Source organism: Pseudomonas sp. R3-52-08, from assembly GCF_003851745.1.
Classification (GTDB): domain Bacteria; phylum Pseudomonadota; class Gammaproteobacteria; order Pseudomonadales; family Pseudomonadaceae; genus Aquipseudomonas.
Map to the genome: position 1 here is coordinate 5497813 of NZ_CP027730.1, position 19513 is coordinate 5517325.

General features: G+C 60.7%; 22 protein-coding genes and 1 riboswitch. Of the genes, 17 read left to right on the top strand and 5 right to left on the bottom strand.

Annotated elements, in window-relative coordinates; all coding sequences use genetic code 11:
- Window positions 1-40: 40 nt before the first annotated feature.
- Window positions 41-316, bottom strand: a complete 276-nt coding sequence (locus tag C4J91_RS25395; RefSeq protein ID WP_124364754.1) for a polyhydroxyalkanoic acid system family protein — start codon at window positions 314-316, stop codon at window positions 41-43.
- Between the two features lie 144 nt (window positions 317-460).
- On the opposite strand from C4J91_RS25395, the gene ubiE reads away from it, so the two are divergent.
- From ubiE to C4J91_RS25440, 9 genes are read left to right on the top strand one after another with little or no spacing between them, the layout of a single operon-like run.
- A complete protein-coding gene (gene ubiE / locus C4J91_RS25400) occupies window positions 461-1231 on the top strand; it encodes a bifunctional demethylmenaquinone methyltransferase/2-methoxy-6-polyprenyl-1,4-benzoquinol methylase UbiE (RefSeq protein WP_003171186.1) in 771 nt (256 codons plus the stop codon).
- On the top strand, window positions 1231-1854 hold the full coding sequence (locus C4J91_RS25405) for an SCP2 domain-containing protein (protein WP_124364755.1): 624 nt from the start codon (window positions 1231-1233) through the stop codon (window positions 1852-1854). The genes ubiE and C4J91_RS25405 overlap by 1 nt, the downstream gene beginning before the upstream one ends.
- Complete coding sequence (ubiB, locus tag C4J91_RS25410) at window positions 1851-3455, top strand: ubiquinone biosynthesis regulatory protein kinase UbiB (protein WP_124364756.1); 1605 nt, start codon at window positions 1851-1853, stop codon at window positions 3453-3455. The genes C4J91_RS25405 and ubiB overlap by 4 nt, the downstream gene beginning before the upstream one ends.
- Window positions 3456-3496: 41 nt before the next feature.
- A complete protein-coding gene (gene hisI, locus C4J91_RS25415; protein ID WP_065893709.1) occupies window positions 3497-3889 on the top strand; it encodes a phosphoribosyl-AMP cyclohydrolase in 393 nt (130 codons plus the stop codon).
- Window positions 3890-3891: 2 nt separating this feature from the next.
- Window positions 3892-4224 (top strand): phosphoribosyl-ATP diphosphatase, encoded by a 333-nt coding sequence (locus C4J91_RS25420; protein WP_124364757.1) that lies wholly within the window; start codon window positions 3892-3894, stop codon window positions 4222-4224.
- Window positions 4225-4249: 25 nt separating this feature from the next.
- Window positions 4250-4528, top strand: a complete 279-nt coding sequence (locus C4J91_RS25425; protein WP_124364758.1) for a twin-arginine translocase TatA/TatE family subunit — start codon at window positions 4250-4252, stop codon at window positions 4526-4528.
- Window positions 4529-4538: 10 nt separating this feature from the next.
- Window positions 4539-4925: a Sec-independent protein translocase protein TatB gene (gene tatB / locus C4J91_RS25430; protein WP_124364759.1), complete on the top strand. Its 387-nt coding sequence runs from the start codon at window positions 4539-4541 to the stop codon at window positions 4923-4925.
- Complete coding sequence (tatC, locus tag C4J91_RS25435) at window positions 4922-5713, top strand: twin-arginine translocase subunit TatC (protein WP_124364760.1); 792 nt, start codon at window positions 4922-4924, stop codon at window positions 5711-5713. The genes tatB and tatC overlap by 4 nt, the downstream gene beginning before the upstream one ends.
- Entirely contained in the window at window positions 5710-6417 is a 708-nt protein-coding gene (locus tag C4J91_RS25440) for a 16S rRNA (uracil(1498)-N(3))-methyltransferase (RefSeq protein ID WP_124364761.1), read from the top strand. Before tatC ends, C4J91_RS25440 begins: the two co-directional genes overlap by 4 nt.
- 59 nt (window positions 6418-6476) lie before the next feature.
- Here the strand turns inward: C4J91_RS25440 and C4J91_RS25445 are convergent, their stop codons facing one another.
- Window positions 6477-6863, bottom strand: a complete 387-nt coding sequence (locus C4J91_RS25445; protein WP_124364762.1) for an MAPEG family protein — start codon at window positions 6861-6863, stop codon at window positions 6477-6479.
- A gap of 188 nt (window positions 6864-7051) precedes the next feature.
- Here C4J91_RS25445 and C4J91_RS25450 point away from each other — a divergent pair, with 188 nt between their 5' ends.
- Window positions 7052-8287 carry a sodium:proton antiporter gene (locus C4J91_RS25450; RefSeq protein WP_124364763.1) on the top strand — a complete coding sequence of 412 codons (1236 nt, stop codon included), beginning with the start codon at window positions 7052-7054 and terminating at the stop codon, window positions 8285-8287.
- Between the two features lie 20 nt (window positions 8288-8307).
- On the opposite strand, the gene C4J91_RS25455 is transcribed toward C4J91_RS25450, so the two are convergent.
- Window positions 8308-9189, bottom strand: coding sequence for a LysR family transcriptional regulator (locus C4J91_RS25455; protein WP_124364764.1), 882 nt, complete (start codon window positions 9187-9189; stop codon window positions 8308-8310).
- Between the two features lie 91 nt (window positions 9190-9280).
- On the opposite strand from C4J91_RS25455, the gene C4J91_RS25460 reads away from it, so the two are divergent.
- A complete protein-coding gene (locus tag C4J91_RS25460) occupies window positions 9281-9694 on the top strand; it encodes a VOC family protein (RefSeq protein ID WP_124364765.1) in 414 nt (137 codons plus the stop codon).
- Window positions 9695-9728: 34 nt separating this feature from the next.
- A complete protein-coding gene (locus C4J91_RS25465) occupies window positions 9729-11054 on the top strand; it encodes a cation:dicarboxylate symporter family transporter (RefSeq protein ID WP_256658893.1) in 1326 nt (441 codons plus the stop codon).
- 18 nt (window positions 11055-11072) lie between these two features.
- On the opposite strand, the gene C4J91_RS25470 is transcribed toward C4J91_RS25465, so the two are convergent.
- Together C4J91_RS25470 and C4J91_RS25475 are read right to left on the bottom strand one after the other, a co-directional pair.
- On the bottom strand, window positions 11073-11963 hold the full coding sequence (locus C4J91_RS25470) for a formate/nitrite transporter family protein (protein WP_124364766.1): 891 nt from the start codon (window positions 11961-11963) through the stop codon (window positions 11073-11075).
- Window positions 11964-12107: 144 nt separating this feature from the next.
- The gene (locus C4J91_RS25475; protein ID WP_124364767.1) at window positions 12108-12512 is read right to left on the bottom strand and encodes an acyl-CoA thioesterase; all 405 of its coding nucleotides are present in this window, start codon (window positions 12510-12512) and stop codon (window positions 12108-12110) included.
- 186 nt (window positions 12513-12698) lie between these two features.
- Window positions 12699-12805: riboswitch (S-adenosyl-L-homocysteine riboswitch) on the top strand.
- A gap of 21 nt (window positions 12806-12826) precedes the next feature.
- Here C4J91_RS25475 and ahcY point away from each other — a divergent pair.
- The 5 genes from ahcY (at window position 12827) to C4J91_RS25500 (ending at window position 19385) form a co-directional block, all read left to right on the top strand.
- A complete protein-coding gene (gene ahcY / locus C4J91_RS25480) occupies window positions 12827-14236 on the top strand; it encodes an adenosylhomocysteinase (RefSeq protein WP_124364768.1) in 1410 nt (469 codons plus the stop codon).
- Window positions 14237-14403: 167 nt separating this feature from the next.
- Window positions 14404-15249 (top strand): methylenetetrahydrofolate reductase [NAD(P)H], encoded by an 846-nt coding sequence (gene metF, locus C4J91_RS25485; protein WP_124364769.1) that lies wholly within the window; start codon window positions 14404-14406, stop codon window positions 15247-15249.
- A 77-nt stretch (window positions 15250-15326) separates the two neighbouring features.
- A complete protein-coding gene (locus C4J91_RS25490) occupies window positions 15327-16409 on the top strand; it encodes a hypothetical protein (protein WP_124364770.1) in 1083 nt (360 codons plus the stop codon).
- A 63-nt stretch (window positions 16410-16472) separates the two neighbouring features.
- A complete protein-coding gene (locus tag C4J91_RS25495; RefSeq protein ID WP_124364771.1) occupies window positions 16473-17276 on the top strand; it encodes an ABC transporter substrate-binding protein in 804 nt (267 codons plus the stop codon).
- A 222-nt stretch (window positions 17277-17498) separates the two neighbouring features.
- A complete protein-coding gene (locus C4J91_RS25500) occupies window positions 17499-19385 on the top strand; it encodes a DEAD/DEAH box helicase (RefSeq protein ID WP_124364772.1) in 1887 nt (628 codons plus the stop codon).
- Window positions 19386-19513 lie beyond the last annotated feature (128 nt).

A 19513-nucleotide genomic window follows, 5' to 3' on the forward strand; every position in this document is an offset into this window, starting at 1 on the left:
AAGGTGAAAAATTAGAATCGGCACCCTAAGCGTCATCACATCAGGCCAATGCCTTATCCACGGCTTTTTCGATTTCGGATTTGAGGGTACCGCTCATGGCCGACATCAACAGCCCCAGTTCCACCTCGATACGCAATGAATCATCGGCGACCAGAACGGTGCCTTTAACGCCTGACCGCTTGAGGTTCAAGGTATCGCCAGACCATGACGACTCCAGGCCATATTTATCCTTGAGTTTCTGCGCCAGCAGGTCGGCCTTGGCCCGGGCGCCTTCTTTACCCAGGGTATGCTCACGCTCAACGGTTATACGGGCCATTGCAATGACTCCTCTCTATAAGTGCCTGGAAACCTTCGATGCGGCAAAAGGTCTCGATAAGCACCTATCTTACCTTCAGCCTTGCCAAGACAAAGCAGGCCCTGGGGATTATCATGTCCCGCATTCTCTTTTGGTGACAGCGATATGACTGATCAGCGCAAAGGCAGCGATGCCGAACCCACCACTCACTTCGGCTTCAAGAACGTTCCGGAAAGCCAGAAAGCGGAAAAAGTCGCTGAGGTGTTCCACTCCGTAGCCGCCAAGTACGACTTGATGAACGACGTGCTCTCCGGCGGCATGCACCGCCTGTGGAAGCGGTTCACCATCGAACTGTCGGGCGTACGCACCGGCAATCGCGTGCTGGACATCGCCGGCGGTACGGGTGACCTGGCGGCCAAGTTTTCCAAGCTCGTGGGGCCGACCGGCCAGGTGGTATTGGCCGATATCAACGGCTCGATGCTCAAGGTTGGGCGTGACCGCCTGCTCGACAAGGGCGTGGCCGGCAATATCGAGTTCGTCCAGGCCGACGCCGAAAAGCTGCCATTCCCCGACAACCACTTCGACTGCGTGACCATCGCCTTCGGCCTGCGCAACGTCACCCACAAGGAAGACGCGATCCGCTCGATGCTGCGCGTACTCAAGCCGGGTGGCCGCCTGTTGGTGCTGGAGTTCTCCAAGCCGACCAACGCGCTGATGTCCAAGGTGTACGACACCTACTCGTTCGCCTTCATGCCGTTGATGGGCAAGCTGATCACCAATGACGCCGAGAGCTACCGCTACCTGGCCGAATCGATCCGCATGCACCCCGACCAGGAAACCCTGAAGTCGATGATGGTGGAGGCAGGTTTCGACCGCGTGACCTACCACAACATGACCTCGGGCATCGTCGCCCTGCACCGCGGCATCAAGCCCTGATGTTGCTCGCAGGCCTTCTGGCAAGCGTCGAACACGGCCTCAACCGTGTTTTGCGCCTGGACAGCACCGCACTGGCGCGGCTTGCGCACCTGACCGGCAAAGTCATCGCCGTCGATTGCCGCAGCCCCGCCTTGCAGCTGTTTATCCTGCCCAGCGATGAAGGCCTGCTGCTCGCAACGCAATGGGCCGCCGAGGCCGACTGCACCCTGCGTGCGCCAGCCTCCAGCCTGTTGCACCTGGCGCTGAGCCGCAACAAGACCGCTATCCTGCACAGCCCCGAAGTGGCGCTGGAAGGCGACAGCGCGGTGCTGATGGACCTGGCCGCCGTGCTGCAAGACCTGGAGCTGGACTGGGAATACGAACTGTCACGCTGGATCGGCCCCGTCGCCACCCAGTTGGTCAGCGGTCACCTGCGCAGCCGTTCGCGCTGGTACCAGCAAGGGTTCGCCAGCCTCAACCAGAACCTCGCCGAATACCTGAGCGAAGAATCGCGCACCCTGGTCGGGCAACGGGAAGCGCAAGCGCGCTTTCGTGAGCTCGACAAGGCCAAAATCGACCTGGAACGCCTCGAGGCCCGCTTCGAGCGCCTGAGCCGTTCCCTTGATCCAAGCGATAACGCATGAAGCTGCTCGCCGTCCGCCGTTTGTTTCGTATCCAGCGCGTCGTAATCCGCTACCGCCTCGATGACCTGCTGTTCGCCCTGCCCCTGCCATGGTTCCTGCTGGCGGTGCGCTATGTGCTGCCGTGGCGCTGGTTGCCGCGTAAAAAGCTGGAGCTGAGCCGAGGGGCCTGCCTGCGCCTGGCATTGCAGGACCTGGGGCCGATCTTCATCAAGTTCGGGCAGATCCTATCGACGCGCCGCGACCTGCTGCCCGAAGACATCGCCGATGAACTGATGCTGCTGCAAGACCGCGTGCCGCCGTTCGATTCGCAGGTGTCGATGAAGCTGATCGAAGAGCAGTTGGGCAAGAAGATCACCGAGGTGTTCAGCCGCTTCGATGTCGAGCCGCTGGCATCAGCCTCGGTCGCGCAGGTGCATGCCGCGCAGCTCAAGAGCGGCGAAGAAGTCGTGGTGAAGGTGATCCGCCCGGGCCTCAAGCCGATCATCGGCCAGGACCTGGCGTGGTTGTTCATTCTCGCCCGCGCCGCCGAACGTTTTTCCGCCGATGCGCGCCTGCTGCATCCGGTGGATGTGGTGGCCGACTACGAAAAAACCATCTACGACGAACTCGACCTGCTGCGCGAGGCCGCCAACGCCAGCCAACTGCGCCGCAATTTCGAAGGCTCGCAACTGCTGTATGTGCCGCAAGTGTATTGGGACTGGTGCCGCCCCAAAGTGCTGGTGATGGAACGCATCTACGGTGTACAGGTCACCGACCTCGCCACCCTGGCCGACCAGCGTACCGACATGAAGATGCTGGCCGAACGCGGCGTGGAGATTTTCTTCACCCAGGTGTTCCGCGACAGTTTCTTCCACGCCGACATGCACCCCGGCAATATCTTCGTCAGCACCGTCAACCCGTGGAGCCCGCAATACATAGCGATCGACTGCGGCATCGTCGGCAGTCTCACGCCGGAAGACCAGGACTACCTGGCGCGCAACCTGTTCGCCTTTTTCAAGCGTGACTACCGTCGCGTGGCGCAGTTGCACATCGACTCGGGCTGGGTGCCGGCGGAAACCAAGCTCAATGAATTCGAAGCGGCGATCCGCACCGTGTGCGAGCCAATCTTTGAAAAACCGTTAAAAGATATTTCCTTCGGCCAGGTGCTGATGCGTCTGTTCCAGACCGCGCGGCGCTTCAATATGGAAGTGCAGCCGCAGTTGGTGCTGCTGCAGAAAACCTTGCTCAACATCGAAGGGCTGGGCCGTCAGCTGTACCCGGACCTCGACCTGTGGAACACCGCGCAGCCGTTCCTGGAACGCTGGATGCGTGAGCGGATGAGCCCGAAAACCATGCTGGGCAACCTGCACAGCCAGATGGAACAGCTGCCGCACCTGGCCAACATGACCCGCGATTTGCTGGAGCGCATGTCCCAGCCGCACGCCAAGGATCCCGAGCCGCCATGGCGCAAGCGCAAGGACGACTGGTTCCTGCGCCTGCTCGGTGCCGCGCATCTGGTGGGTGGGGTCATGCTGGCGATTGGTGGCCCGTTGAATCAACTGGGCCAGTGGCCGGCCGGCATCATGGTGGCCGTGGGCGTTTATCTGATCGTGCGTCGATAACCCATCCGGTTATACACTGTCGCAAATTGCCGGAGCCGAACATGAAAGACTGGCTGGACGAGATCAAGTGGGACAGTGACGGCCTGGTGCCGGCCATTGCCCAGGACTACAAGACCGGGCGCGTGCTGATGATGGCCTGGATGAACCGCGAGGCCCTGAGCCTCACCGCCGCTGAGCAGCGCGCCATCTACTGGTCACGTTCGCGTGGCAAACTGTGGCGCAAGGGCGAAGAGTCCGGGCATGTGCAAACACTGCATGAGTTGCGCCTGGACTGCGATGCCGACGTGGTGATCCTCAAGGTCGAACAGATCGGCGGCATTGCCTGCCACACCGGCCGTCACAGTTGCTTCTATCGCGTGTTCGAAAACGGCGAATGGAAGGTGGTGGAACCAGTACTCAAAGACCCGCACGCCATCTATTCGGCAGGACATTGAACATGAGCGATACCCTGAACCGTGTGGCCCAGGTGCTGGAAGAGCGCAAAGGCGCGGATGCCGACAGCTCCTACGTCGCCAGCCTGTATCACAAGGGTCTGAACAAGATCCTGGAAAAGCTCGGCGAAGAATCCGTCGAGACAATTATTGCCGCCAAGGATGCGCAGATCAGCGGCGATTGCAGCGATGTCATCTATGAGACCGCCGACTTGTGGTTCCATAGCCTGGTCATGCTCGCCCAACTGGGGCAGCATCCACAGGCCGTGCTGGATGAACTGGACCGTCGCTTCGGCCTGTCCGGGCACGCTGAAAAGGCCTCGCGCCCGTCCGCCTGAATAACTTTTATCGAGGATTTGCAGCATGGGTATTTTCGACTGGAAACACTGGATCGTCATTCTGGTGGTAGTGGTCTTGGTGTTCGGCACCAAGAAGCTGAAAAACCTCGGCACCGACGTGGGTGAGTCGATCAAGGGCTTTCGCAAGGCCATGAACGATGACGAAAAACCTGCCGACCCGGTGGTGAATCCGGTTCCGCCAGCCCAACCGGTGCACCCTCAGGCCGCCCAGCCGATCACCGAGCGTCGTACCTTCGACGTGCAGGCTGAAAAAGTCGAAGAGCCGACCCGCAAAGACTCGTGAGCACTGACTAATGTTTGGTATCAGCTTCTCTGAACTGCTGCTCGTCGGCCTCGTGGCCCTGCTGGTACTGGGGCCGGAGCGCCTGCCCGGTGCAGCACGCACGGCCGGCCTGTGGATCGGGCGCCTGAAACGTAGTTTCAACGCGATCAAACAGGAAGTTGAACGGGAAATCGGTGCCGACGAGATCCGCCGGCAGCTGCACAACGAACATATCCTGTCGTTGGAGCAGGAAACGCGCAAGATTCTGTCGCCGGTGCAGGAACCCGCCAAACCTGCGGAACCTGTGGTTGAAAACAGCATCGCGCCAGCAGCCGCAACCACCCCGACAGAGCCTGCGCCGACGCCCGTTGCGTCGCCCGCGCCCCATGACCCTACATTGCCGCCGCGAGCCCCATGAGCGCTGATAAACCGGAAAACGACCAGCACATGCCGCTGGTCTCGCACCTCACCGAGCTGCGTACCCGCCTGCTGCGTTGCGTAGCGGCCATCTTCATCATTTTTGCAGGGCTGTTCGCCTTTACCCAGCAGATCTATACCTTCGTCTCCACGCCACTGCGCCAGTATTTGCCGGCGGGCGCGACAATGATCGCCACCGACGTGTCGTCGCCGTTCCTGACGCCGTTGAAGCTGACCATGATGGTCTCGCTGTTCCTGGCGATCCCGGTGATCCTGCATCAGATTTGGGGCTTCATCGCACCGGGGCTGTACAAGCATGAAAAGCGCATCGCCGTGCCGTTGCTGGTGTCGAGCATCCTGCTGTTCTACACCGGCATGGCGTTCGCCTACTTCCTGGTGTTTCCGCTGATCTTCAAATTCTTCGCCGCCGCCACCCCGGCCGGCGTGGAGATGATGACCGACATCACCAGCTACCTCGACTTCGTGATGACGCTGTTCTTCGCCTTTGGCGTGGCCTTCGAAATCCCGGTGGCGGTGGTGTTGCTGGTGTGGATCGGCGTGGTCAATGTGAAGTACCTGAAGAAGATCCGCCCGTACGTGATCATCGGCTGCTTCGTGGTCGGCATGATCCTTACCCCGCCAGACATCTTCTCCCAGACCCTGCTGGCCGTGCCGATGTGGATGCTGTTCGAAATCGGCATCCTGTTCAGCGGCTTGATCAGCAAGCGTGGCGAACACCCGGATGATCAGGCTGCTGACGACGACCAGCCGCCAGCGACCCAGCCGTGAACCTGCTGCTGCTCGAAGAGGCCGATTTTATTGCGGCTGACCGGGTGATCCTGCGTGATCGGCGCCTGGTGCATATGCAGCAAGTGCATCGCGCCGAAGTGGGTGACAACCTGCGGGTCGGGCGTATTGGCGGGGCGATGGGCAATGCGCAGTTGCTGCGCCTGCAAGACAGCGAGGCCGAGCTGCAGGTCAGCTTCGACCAACCGCCGCCGAGCAAACTGCCGCTGACCCTGCTGCTGGCGCTGCCACGCCCGAAGATGCTGCGCCGGGTGCTGCAAACCGTTGCGGCCATGGGCGTGCCAAAGGTGGTGCTGGTCAACAGTTACCGGGTGGAAAAAAGCTTTTGGCAAACGCCGTTCCTTGAGCCGCAGGCGGTCCGCGAGCAACTGATCCTGGGCCTGGAACAGGCGCGGGACACGGTACTGCCCGAGATCATTATCGAGAAACGCTTCAAGCCGTTCGTTGAAGATCGCCTGCCGGCCATGGCTGAGGGCACGCTTGGCCTGATCGGCCACCCCGGCGACTACCCGCCCTGCCCACGAGGCCTGGAGGAACCGGTGACCCTGGCGATTGGGCCGGAAGGCGGCTGGATTCCCTATGAAGTCGAGCTGCTGACCAAGGCCGGCCTGCAACCGGTGCAACTTGGCGCACGTATCCTGCGGGTGGAAACCGCCGTGACCGCCCTGCTTGCCCGGTTGTTCTAACCCAATAACCTATGCACAGCGCAGTCAAGCCAGCGCACACAAGGTATGTGCGCTAACCGTCAGATCGAGACAAAGAAGAAACTCGCGATCAACGCCATCCCCACGGCCCACACCAGCGAACGCAACAGCGCCCAGTCCGCCAGGTAGCAAATGATGTACAGCAGGCGGCTGGTGATGAACAACACCGCCAGCACGTTGATCGTCACCAGCTCGGCGGTGCCGGCCAGGTGCGCGATGATCACCGCCGCCGCAAAGGCCGGGGTGACTTCAAAGCTGTTGAGTTGCGCATTGTGGGCACGCTTGGCAACGCCTTCGACCGTGTCCAGGAACGCACGCGGGTCGTGGTTATGCCGCGGCCCGAACTTGCCGCCGCTGAACTTGGCCACACCGGTACACAGGTACGGCAGAAAGATTGCGATCAACACACACCAGAAAGCCACTGTCATCAGTCATTCCCTTTTTTGGTTTTATCAAGGCAGTCAGAGCGTCATCACTCACAGGCCGATCGGCGCCGACGTTCAAGCTATGAGCCATGATCGGCCGAAAGGTTCTTTCCTGTAAGGGCACCTGTTTATACTAAACAACTTCCCGACGCACGCTGTGCACCTACATTTCCCCGTCCCAAGGACCCCGGATGCTTGAACTTGTCGCCGCCTTCATTTGCCTCACCACCCTGCTCACCTATGTGAACTTTCGTTTTATCGGCCTGCCGCCGACCATCGGCGTGATGGTCACTGCGCTGCTGTTTTCGCTGATCCTGCAAGGCCTCAGTTTCATCGGCTACCCCGGCCTGGAAGAACGCATCCAGCAACTGATCGGCCAGATTGACTTCGGCGATTTGCTGATGAACTGGATGCTCTCGTTCCTGCTGTTCGCCGGCGCGTTGCACGTCAACTTGAGCGACCTGCGCAGCTACCGCTGGCCCATCGGCCTGTTGGCGACCTTTGGCGTATTGATCGCTACCCTGGTGATCGGCAGCCTGGCGTACTACATCTTCGCCCTGTTCGGCTGGCACGTGAGTTTCCTGTATTGCCTGCTGTTCGGCGCGCTGATCTCGCCGACCGACCCGATTGCGGTACTGGGCGTGCTGCGTACCGCCAACGCCTCGAAACCGCTGAAAACCACGATCGTCGGCGAATCGTTGTTCAACGACGGCACCGCAGTGGTGGTGTTCACCGTCCTGCTGGGCATCGCGCAGCTCGGTGAAACACCGACCGTCGGCGCCACGGCCATGCTGTTCGCCCATGAGGCGATTGGCGGTGTGGTGTTCGGTGGACTGATCGGTTACCTCGTGTACCTGATGATCAAGAGCATCGAGCAGCACCAGATTGAAGTCATGCTGACCCTGGCGCTGGTGATCGGCGGCTCGGCGATGGCCACTGAGTTGCACGTCTCGGCACCGATTGCGATGGTCGTGGCCGGGCTGATCATCGGCAACCTGGGCCGCAAGCTGGCGATGAACGACATGACTCGGCGCTATCTGGATGGTTTCTGGGAGTTGCTCGACGACATGCTCAACGCCCTGCTGTTTGCATTGATCGGCATGGAACTGCTGCTGTTGCCGTTCAACTGGCTGCACGTATTGGCGGCCAGTTTGCTCGCTGTGGCGATCCTGCTGTCACGCCTGCTGACCGTGGCCCCGGCGATCCTGCTGCTGCGCCGCTGGCGTACGGTACCGCGCGGCACCATCCGCATCCTGACCTGGGGCGGTTTGCGCGGTGGCGTCTCGGTAGCACTGGCCCTGGCATTGCCGCTGGGCCCGGAACGCGACTTGTTGCTGAGCATCACCTATATCGTGGTGCTGTCGTCGATCTTGTTGCAAGGCTTGACCATTGGCCGGGTCGTAAAGCGCGTAGCCGAGTCGCAGTGAGCCCCTGAGCATTTACATTTCTACACCACAAGTTTGCCTACGGGCGCTCTGCACAGATGTTCAAGCAGGTGCCGCATCGCCAGTGGGCGGCGCGGCATCGAGCTGTGCATGACAACCAGATCCCGCGAATAGTGCGACGCGTCGTCGACCGGCAAGACACATAGGCCACGGCTCGACATCCCCGACCACTGCGGTACCAGTGATACACCCATGCCTTGGGCGACCAGCATGACGATGGTTTCCAAGGCATCCAGCTCACACAATACCTGCGGAGCAAAGGACTGTTCATCCAGAAAACGCTGGGCAATCTGCCCACCCCACGAACGGGCGTCATAGCGAATGAATGGCCGCTCGCGCAGCAATGCTTCGAAGGTCTGCGCGTCACACTCAGCGGGAGCAATCAGAATCAGGGGTTCGGCCCGCAGCAAGGTGGTCGCTAACGCCTTGGGCGGCTCAAACGGCGGTCTGACAAGAATCGCCGCGTCCAACTCGCGGGCAAGCAATCTCTCATAGAGGCTTCTGGAGTCACCCGGTGTGATCTTCAGCTTCAGCTCCGGTGCTGAAAGTGCCAGTCGCTCGATCGTTCTTGGCAAGACGCCGGTCAATGCCGTTGAAATAGCGCCGATCTTGATCTCTCCCGATAAGCCATCCTGACTCAGGTCCTCCTGCAACTCGCGCGCCTGCTCGATGACTGCCTGAATTTTTGGTAACAGCAGCAGGCACTGGTCCGACGGCCACGCGGCATGCGCCGTGCGCATAAGCAGCGTGCACCCCAGCGTCCGCTCAAGCGCCTTGACCCGTTGGCTGATCGCCGCTGCGGTACGGTTTTCGCGTCGCGCCGCCGCAGCAATGGAGCCGGTTTCAATGACCGCGACCAGGCTTCTCAGGAATCGAATATCCATAAATTTTCCTTTCGCTCAGACCAACGCGAACCCGTTTTACCCGGATGCGCGGCCTGTTTAATTTGAGGATCCCCCTACAGAGATTCCGCTCATGAACAGACCCTTCCACGCTGCATACCATGTTTATGACTTAAACAAGGCGCGCATTTTTTATCGAGATGTTTTGGGCTGCGCAGAAGGCCGCAGCAGCGAGACCTGGATCGACTTCGACTTTTTCGGCAACCAGCTTTCACTGCACCTGGGCACGCCCTTCCCCACGACGCGTACCGGCCTGGTGGGGGACCATCATGTGCTGATGCCGCACCTCGGTGTGGTGTTACCGCTGGAGGAGTGGCTGGTGCTGGCCGAGCGTCTCACTCAAATGAGCACGCCCTTCGAGATCCCGCCGGTGGTTCGTTTCGCCGGCGAGCCGGGCGAACAGCGCACGATGTTTTTTCTCGACCCCAGCGGCAATCCCATCGAAGTGAAAGGCTTCAAGGACTTCGCTGGACTGTTCGCTCAATAAACCCCTGACAACTACAACAATAAGGGTCACCTGCATGAACACAAAAAAACCAACCAGCCTCGTCACCCGGATTATGATCGGCCTGGCAGCCGGAATAATCGTCGGTATCCTTCTTAACCAGTTTCCCGAACATAAGTCCTGGTTCATTGACAACCTGCTGCAACCGGCAGGCGACTTGTTTATCAAGCTGATGAAGATGATCGTCGTGCCTCTGGTCTTCGCTTGCATGACGGTCGGCATTGCCGGCATGGGAAATCCCGCCGCCTTGGGACGTGTCGGCGTGAAGACCCTCGTTTATTTCTTCACGATCACCAGTATTGCAATCGTCTTCGGCCTGATTGTGGGTAATGTCGTCGCGCCCGGCTCGGGCGCAGAATTCGGCAGCACTTTACCAACACCCGTAACAGGGCTGGCTGCCAACAGCACAACGCAGAACCTGGGCCAGACGCTATTGGCGATCGTGCCGGATAACATCGTGTTGGCCATGTCGCAGGGCAAGCTACTGTCGGTGCTGTTTTTCGCCATCCTGTTCGGCTGCGCCTTGTCTATGTTGCCTGAGCAGCGCAAGGCTCCGCTGATCAGTGTGATGCAGGGCATCTCAGACACCATGTTCAAAGTCACCCATCTGGTAATGCACTACTCGCCGATAGGCATTTTCGGGCTGATAGCGGTCACCGTCGCCAGCTTTGGCCTCAGTGCCCTGCTGCCGTTGGCCAAGCTGATCGGCACGACTTATGTCGCAGTGCTGTTATTTGCCCTGTGCATATTGGGTGCAGTCGCTCGATTGGTGGGTGTCGGTTTTTTCCATTTGGTGCGAGAAATACGCAGTGAATTGCTGCTGGCCTATAGCAGTGCCGCCTCAGCGACGGTGATGCCTCAATTGATCGAGAAGATGGAGCGCTACGGCGCGCCACGCCCTATTACCAGCATGGTTATCCCGTTGGGCTACTCGTTCAACCTGGATGGCGCATCGCTGTTCGCTGCACTGGGCACGTTGTTCATCGCCCAAGCGTATGGCATCGACTTGAGCCTGGCCGATCAGGGGATGCTGATATTGATCATGGTGTTGACGTCGAAGGGCGCAGCGGGCGTGCCAGGCTTCATGTTTATCATCCTTACCGCGACGTTGACTGCAGCGGGGCTCCCCGTAGAGGGCGTGGCGATCATTGCAGGCGTTTATCGCCTGATGGATATGCCAGTCACGGCATTGAATGTGCTGGGCAACGCGTTGGCGCCGCTGGTAATTGCTCGGTGGGAAGGCCAATTGAAGGCACCTGACAGCACGCCTGCGGCCAATCTCGCCGACGTACCGGTCCAAGGCCTGAAGGTTCCCGGAACGCCCCGCAAAGCTCGCATTTGAGCCTTGTGCGGGGCTGCATCATTGTTTTTCCTTGCTTTGAGGACGCTGCTCCGCTGCGCCGACGTGAGTCCCGGAAAGCACCTTGCCTTCGCTACGAATCTGCGCATGGCTGATCAGCGCGAAGATGAAGCTGCCACCGATGATATTGCCGGCCAGGGTCGGGCCGGCAAATATCAGCCAGAAGTCATGCCAGGACAGTTCGCCGGCAAACACCAGGTAGGACACTTCCGCCGAACCCACTACGATGTGGGTAAAGTCCCCCAGCGCCATGAGGTAGGTGATCACAATAATGATGAACATCTTGGCGCTTTCCATCGACGGGATCATCCACACCATGGTGGCGATCATCCAGCCGGAGACGATGCCCTTGGCGAACATCTGGCCGCTGTCATTCTCCATGACCTTGCGCCCGATTTCGAGGAAGGCCAGGTCGGTCTTTGCATCGAAGATCGGCAGGTGCAACATCACATAAGCCACCAGCAAGGTCCCGCACAGGTTGCCCACCAGCACCACCGTCCAGAGCCGCAACAGGCGCCCGGCATTGGCCAGGGTCGGTTTGCTCATCACCGGCAATACGGCAGTGAGGGTGTTTTCGGTAAACAGTTGCTGGCGCGCGAGGATCACCGCTAGGAACCCCGCGCAATAACCAAAGCTGGCGATGACCTTGAACGCTTCGCCGTCCGGCAAGCGCGAATTGAGCAAGCCCATGGCCATCAGCGACAGCCCCATGGTCAACCCGGCAGCCAAGGCAGACCACCACAACGCCGCGACGTTGCGCTCCAGCTCCTGGTCGCCCTGAGTACGGATGATTTCATGCAGCACCGCCGCGCGGGGCGGCTGGTTCTTGTCTACGTCCTGCTGCTCTTCGTGGGACAGGTTGGGGGTTTTGCCTGCTTCGTCGGTGGCCATGATGTTCCGGTGTCCAAGGGGGGCGTGTAGCTACGACACGCCGCCACCGTGGCTGTTCAGTGACCAGGCAACTAAAGCGCAATCCTCCAGGCCTTGATCCAACTCCATCGGATTCTTGAAGACAGTATTTACACCGCCACGCTGTTACTCGGAAAGACCGTCGCCCTCGAACTGATCCTTCACGTATTTGATTTCGGTGCGGCCGTGAGGCGCTGGCAGGCCGTCTTCACCGAGGTTGACGAAGACCATTTTCTCTACGGTCAGGATGCTCTTGCGGGTGATTTTGTTACGCACTTCACAGGTCAGGGTGATGGAGGTGCGGCCGAACTCGGTTGCGGTGATGCCCAGTTCGATGATGTCACCCTGGCGCGAGGCGCTGACGAAGTTGATTTCGGAGATGTACTTGGTCACCACGCGCTGGTTACCCAATTGCACGATCGCGTAGATCGCCGCTTCTTCGTCGATCCAGCGCAGCAGGCTGCCGCCGAACAGGGTGCCGTTGGGGTTGAGGTCTTCGGGTTTTACCCATTTGCGGGTGTGGAAGTTCATGGGGGGCGGACTCCGAGGTGTTTGAGCGATAAATTTCCCCCTAGCTTCAAGTTTTAAGCGACAAGCTGCAAGTTAAAAGCCGATTCGCTTTTACTTGCCGCTTGTAGCTTGTCACTTGCCACTAGCCAACCAAAGAAAGCTATAATCGCCCCCGATTTCGAACGGCTACTCCCGTTCTCCCGCCACCTGTCCGAGGGGCGCTGCAGCAGGCTTGGCCTGTCAGGCTCGGATGGGGCGTTGTCTGGCCTGGCTCACCTGGCTCGATACTAAACGCACAACGGCGCCCATTCGCACACTACGAATGGAGGCTCTTCATGAGCGCTGTAATTACGCCTGCAGAATTCAACGACTACAAAGTCGCCGACATGTCCCTCGCCGCCTGGGGCCGTCGCGAAACCTTTATCGCCGAATCCGAAATGCCAGCCTTGATGGGCCTGCGTCGCAAGTACGCCGCTGAGCAGCCGCTCAAGGGTGCGAAGATCCTCGGCTGCATCCACATGACCATCCAGACTGCCGTGCTGATCGAAACCCTGGTTGCCCTGGGTGCCGAAGTGCGTTGGTCGTCCTGCAATATTTTCTCGACTCAAGACCAGGCCGCTGCCGCTATCGCCGCCGCCGGTATCCCGGTGTTCGCCTGGAAAGGCGAAACCGAGGCCGAGTACGAGTGGTGCCTGGAGCAAACCATCCTCAAGGACGGCGCGCCTTGGGATGCCAACATGATCCTCGACGACGGCGGCGACCTGACCGAGCTGCTGCACAAGAAATACCCGCAGATCCTCGACCGCGTCCACGGCGTGACCGAAGAAACCACCACCGGCGTACACCGCCTGTTGGACATGCTGGCCAAGGGCGAGCTGAAAATCCCGGCCATCAACGTCAACGACTCGGTGACCAAGAGCAAGAACGACAACAAATACGGCTGCCGTCATAGCCTCAACGACGCCATCAAGCGCGGCACCGACCACCTGCTGTCGGGCAAGCAAGCCCTGGTGATCGGCTACGGTGACGTGGGCAAGGGTTCGTCCCAGTCCCTGCGCCAGGAAGGCATGATCGTCAAGGTCTCCGAAGTTGACCCGATCTGCGCCATGCAAGCCTGCATGGACGGTTTCGAAGTGGTTTCGCCGTTCATCGACGGCATCAACGACGGCACCGAAGCGAGCATCGACAAGGCGCTGCTGGGCAAGATCGACCTGATCGTGACCACCACCGGTAACGTGAATGTCTGCGACGCGAACATGCTCAAGGCGCTGAAGAAACGCGCAGTGGTCTGCAACATCGGCCACTTCGATAACGAGATCGACACCGCTTTCATGCGCAAGAACTGGGCATGGGAAGAAGTAAAGCCACAGGTGCACAAGGTTCACCGTACCGGCTCGGGCGATTTCGACCCGCAGAACGACGATTACCTGATCCTGCTGGCCGAAGGCCGTCTGGTGAACCTGGGTAACGCGACCGGCCACCCAAGCCGCATCATGGACGGCTCGTTCGCCAACCAGGTACTGGCGCAGATCTTCCTGTTCCAACAGAAATACGCCGACCTGTCGCCTGCCCAGAAAGCCGAGCGCCTGACCGTGGAAGTACTGCCGAAGAAACTCGACGAAGAAGTGGCCCTGGAAATGGTCCGCGGCTTCGGCGGCGTGGTGACCCAACTGACCAAGACCCAGGCCGACTACATCGGCGTGACCGTTGAAGGTCCGTTCAAGCCGCACGCTTATCGGTACTAAGCAGCTGCAAGCTTTCAGCTACAAGCGCCAAGGAAAAGCGTTTGTGCTGAGGGTTTGCTACTTCATTGCTCTTTAAGCAGCCGCGAGCTGTGAGCTTCATGCTGCAAGAACAGGCGCACCGCCCTCTTGCAGCTTGAAGCTTGCAACTCGCAGCTGGAGACCTCCCCATGTCCCAAGACCGTCGCTACAGCTTCGAGTTCTTCCCGACCAAGACCGATGCTGGGCATGAAAAACTGATGACCACTGCCAAGCAGTTGGCCAGCTACCAGCCCGACTTCTTTTCCTGCACCTACGGCGCCGGCGGTTCGACCCGTGATCGCACGATCAACACCGTGCTGCAGCTCGAAAGTGAAGTCAAAGTTCCTGCCGCTCCGCACTTGTCGTGCGTGGGCGATAGCAAAGCCGACCTGCGCGGCCTGCTGACCCAATACAAAGCCGCCGGCATCAAGCGCATCGTCGCCCTGCGTGGCGACCTGCCCTCCGGCATGGGCATGGCCAGCGGTGAGCTGCGCTACGCCAATGACCTGGTGAGCTTCATCCGCGAAGAAAGCGGCGATCACTTTCACATCGAAGTGGCCGCTTATCCGGAGATGCACCCCCAGGCGCGCAATTTCGAAGACGATCTCAAGAACTTCGTACGCAAGGCCAACGCCGGCGCCAATAGCGCGATCACCCAGTACTTCTTCAACGCCGACAGCTACTTCTACTTCGTCGAGCGTGTACGCGCCATGGGTGTGAACATCCCGATCGTGCCGGGCATCATGCCAATCACCAACTACAGCAAGCTGGCGCGCTTCTCCGACGCCTGCGGTGCCGAAATCCCGCGCTGGGTGCGCAAGCAACTGGAAGCCTATGGCGACGACGTCAAAAGCATCCAGGCGTTCGGCGAGCAGGTCATCACCGAGATGTGTGAGCAATTGTTGCAAGGTGGTGCGCCAGGGTTGCACTTCTATACCCTGAACCAGGCTGAACCCAGCCTTGCCATCTGGAACAACCTCAAGCTGCCACGCTAAGGCTTGCCCGGTTGTGCCAAGGCCCTCGTTCAAACGAGGGCCTTTGTGCTTCACATACACACGGAACCCCGCAGTCCATGAATACAGTGTCTTCCTCTTCCCGTCCGCAGCTGGTCTACCTCGTCTTCGGCGCCGAAACCTACCACCAGGAAGCGGTATTCAGCATCGCCAGCGCATTGGCTTTCCTGCAGGACACCCCTGATGCAGCCGTGGACATCCAGGTCTTCAGCGACAACCCCGAACCCTATCGCCTGCTGCCGGTGCGTGTACGCCCGCTGGACGAGGCGACCCGCAAGCGCTGGAGTGAACCCCACGGTTATCACTTTCGCACCAAGCACGTTGTGCTGCGCCAGGTGTTGCAAGAGTCGCCGGTAGCGTTGCTGATCGACACCGACACGTTTTTCCACCGTTCCCCCCTGACGCTGTTCGAGCGTGTGCAGCCGGGCACCTTGCTGTGTAACGCCTTCTACACCAAGTACGGCGATAACCACGAAAGCATCCTCTACACCGCCCTGCGCCAGCGCCTGTTGGAGATGGGCGTGGCCGACGATGACATGATGACCCTCAACTCCGGCGTGATGGGCCTGACCCAGCAGGACGCGCACATCCTCGACCGTTCGATCGAGTTGATGGACGAACTGTTTCCCCATGCCCAGGGTGCCTACACACTGGAAGAGTTCTGCCTGTCCATCGCCGCCTACCGCACCGTCAACGTGCGCGAGTGCCCGGACCTGATCCACCATTACTGGAGCCGCAAGCAGCTGTTCCGGGCCAAGGTCAAGGCCTGGATCGCCAAGCACGCCGCCGCGCCCACCAGTGCACTGGCCCTGGCCGACACGCGCCAGGTGTCCGCCCACTTGCCGCGCCCGCCGCGTTTGCAGCGCACGCTGTACAAACTGATTACCCTGTTGCTGCCCAAGCACCAGCAGCAGTTCATCCGTGAAATCCTCTACGGTTGCTATGAACACGAAAACGAATTCGACCAGGCCTGCGGCCCCGTCTGGTGGGACAAGGCCCGACAGAACCAGGAAGAGCGCCAGCAACGCCCGATTGACGCGCACCAGCTCGAACGCTGGTTCGCCAACCCGGTGGTGCGCCTGATCCTCGGCGAGCGGCGTGCCGCGATCCACGCTCACCTGATGGACGCGCCAGTAAACTGAGACCCGGCGCCAACGCGCGTGCCAGAGCTTCTCTTTATCTCGGTAGCGTCGTAACCTCAGGGAATGCCCGTCATTTTCAAGTTGTTGATCGCTACGCTTTTCACTTGCCTGAGCCTGGCCGCTTATGGCGAGAAACTGCGCATTGTCACCGAACCATGGGCGCCCTACGTCTACGACGACAACGGCAGCATGCGTGGCCTGGACTACGAAACCACGGTGATCGTGTTCCAGCGCCTCGGCGTGGATGTGCAATGGCAGTTCCTGCCCTGGAAACGTTGCCTGGCGATGCTTGACCAAGGCCACGCCGACGGCGCGCTGGACATTTTCCACAGCCACGAGCGCGACGCCTTGCTGCTCTACCCCAGCGAACCCTTGTCGACGGTCGAATTCGTGCTGTTCTACGCCAATGAGCGTCCGCACCCCGCCGAAACCCTCGACGATCTGCGCGGCCTGAGCGTGGGCATCTCTCCCGGTTACCTGTATGGCGACGCCTTCGGCGCGTCCGACAGCTTTGCCCGTGAACCCGCTCCCAGCCATGAGGCCAACTTCGGCAAGCTGATGCTGGGACGCATCGATATGGTGGTCACTGATCGTCGCGTGGGGCAGCACGTGATCAAGCAATTGGGCCTGGAAGACAAGGTCAGCCAGGCGCCGCTGGTGGTCAGCCGCCAGCAGCAGTTTCTTGCCGTACGCCGTGGCGCGGGCATGGATTTGCTGGTCCAGCGCTTTGCCGCTGAGCTCAGGCGCTTCAAGCAAGAGCCGGCCTACGCCGCCTTGAGCGCCAAATATGGCGGTATCCAGGCGCAAACGGCGCCCATCAGCGCGTCCGAATACACCGTTGAGCAGCAGGAAAGCAGCGTGCAGTGATTGCTCTGTTATACTCCGGCCTTTCCGCCAGGCTTACGCCCGGCCGCTGAGGTCTTGAAAAAGGCACCCAACCCCGCTACAGCGCAGCTTTGCAGCCCGCGCGAGCCGGTGGAGTGCCCGCCAGACGCAGCAGGACCGGACGGGATTACGCTCCCCTAAGCGCCATTCACGCCCGGCAAGATTATCCCTCTGGGCCAAGCCCTAACTAAAACAGGATTACTCATGTCCTTTGCTTCCCTCGGTCTCTCCGAGGCTTTAGTCCGCGCCATCGAGGCAGCGGGCTATACCGAGCCTACTCCGGTGCAACAGCGGGCCATTCCCGCCGTGTTGCAAGGTCGCGACCTGATGGTTGCGGCGCAGACAGGTACCGGTAAAACCGGTGGTTTCGCCCTCCCGATTCTGGAGCGGTTGTTCCCCAACGGTCACCCGGACAAATCCCAGCGTCACGGCCCGCGCCAACCGCGCGTACTGGTCCTGACCCCTACCCGCGAACTCGCCGCCCAGGTGCACGACAGCTTCAAGCTGTATGCCCGCGACCTGAAGTTCGTCAGCGCCTGCATCTTCGGCGGCGTCGGCATGAACCCCCAGGTTCAGGCCATGTCCCGTGGTGTTGACGTGCTGGTGGCCTGCCCGGGTCGCTTGCTCGACCTGTGCGGCCAAGGCAGCGTCGACTTGTCCCACGTGGAAATCCTCGTGCTGGACGAAGCCGACCGCATGCTCGACATGGGCTTTGTCCATGACGTGAAGAAGGTCCTCGCCCGCCTGCCGGCCAAACGTCAGAACCTGCTGTTCTCGGCAACTTTCTCCCAGGACATTACCGCCCTGGCCGGCAAGTTGCTGCACAACCCGGAACGCATCGAAGTCACGCCGCCCAACACCACGGTCGAGCGTATCGAGCAACGCGTGTTCCGCCTGGCCGCCAGCCACAAGCGTTCGCTGCTCGCGCACCTGATTACCCACGGTGCCTGGGAACAGGTGCTGGTGTTCACCCGTACCAAGCATGGCGCCAACCGCCTGGCCGAGTACCTGGACAAACACGGCCTCACCGCCGTCGCCATCCACGGTAACAAGAGCCAGAACGCGCGCACCAAAGCCCTGGCCGACTTCAAGGCCGGCAGTGTGCGCATCCTGGTCGCCACCGATATCGCCGCGCGCGGCCTGGATATCGACCAGTTGCCGCATGTGGTCAACTTCGAGCTGCCGAACGTCGACGAAGACTACGTGCACCGTATCGGCCGTACCGGCCGTGCCGGTCGTTCGGGCGAGGCCATTTCCCTGGTCGCACCGGACGAAGAGAAGCTGCTGAAAAGCATCGAGCGCATGACCAAGCAGAAAATCGCCGACGGCGACCTGATGGGCTTCGATTCCAGTGCCGTGGAGGCCGAAAAGCCTGAAGCGCGCGAGCGTCCGGACGTGCGCAACCCGCGCAACCCACGCGGTCCGAAGGGCGATGGCCCGAACGGCGGCGGTGGCGGTGGCGGTGGTGGCCGTCGCGACAAGGGCAAGGACAAGGGCAAGGAAAAAACCGCGACCAGCAGCCGTGGCGAACGCCCGGCCCGCGAGCAGAAGCCCCGTGAAGGCACCCCGGCCCGCGAACAGCGCCAGCCGAGCCAGCCTCCACGCGCCGCATCCGACCGTGCCCCGGACGAATTCCTCGACGACGATGTGGATAACTTCGGTAACCGCGTTGACTACGTGCCACAAGCCAAGCCGGCGCAAGGCCGTGGCCGTCGCCCAGGTGTCCCGGCACAAGGCGCAGGCGCAGCCGCTCCACGGGGTGGCCAGCCACAGGGCGCGCGCCAGAACGGCCCGCGCAACAGCAGCGGCGGCACCACCGGCACACCACCGGCCAAACGCAGCGGCCCGCGCAACGGCGCACCGCGTGACGGCCAGGCCCGTCGCGAAGACTCGCGCAGCAACAACCGCCGCCCGGCCCGTGACGACCAGCCGCTGTCCGAGCCAGCCGTGCAAAACCCGCGCGGTGGCCCGGCGCCGAAGATTATCCACAAGGAGTCGAAAGCGGATCGCTTCCCGACACCCGAGCAGTTGGATCAACTGCCTGGCCGTCCTCGTGGTGAAAAACCAGCGCTGCTGACCCGCAACCGCTGAGTTCCAAGGCGCCATAAAAAATGCCCCGCATCTTGGATGCGGGGCATTTTTTTTGACTCGACCAGATCAAATGTGGGAGGGGGCTTGCTCCCGATAGCAATGGATCAGCCAGCACTGCTGGGGCTGAC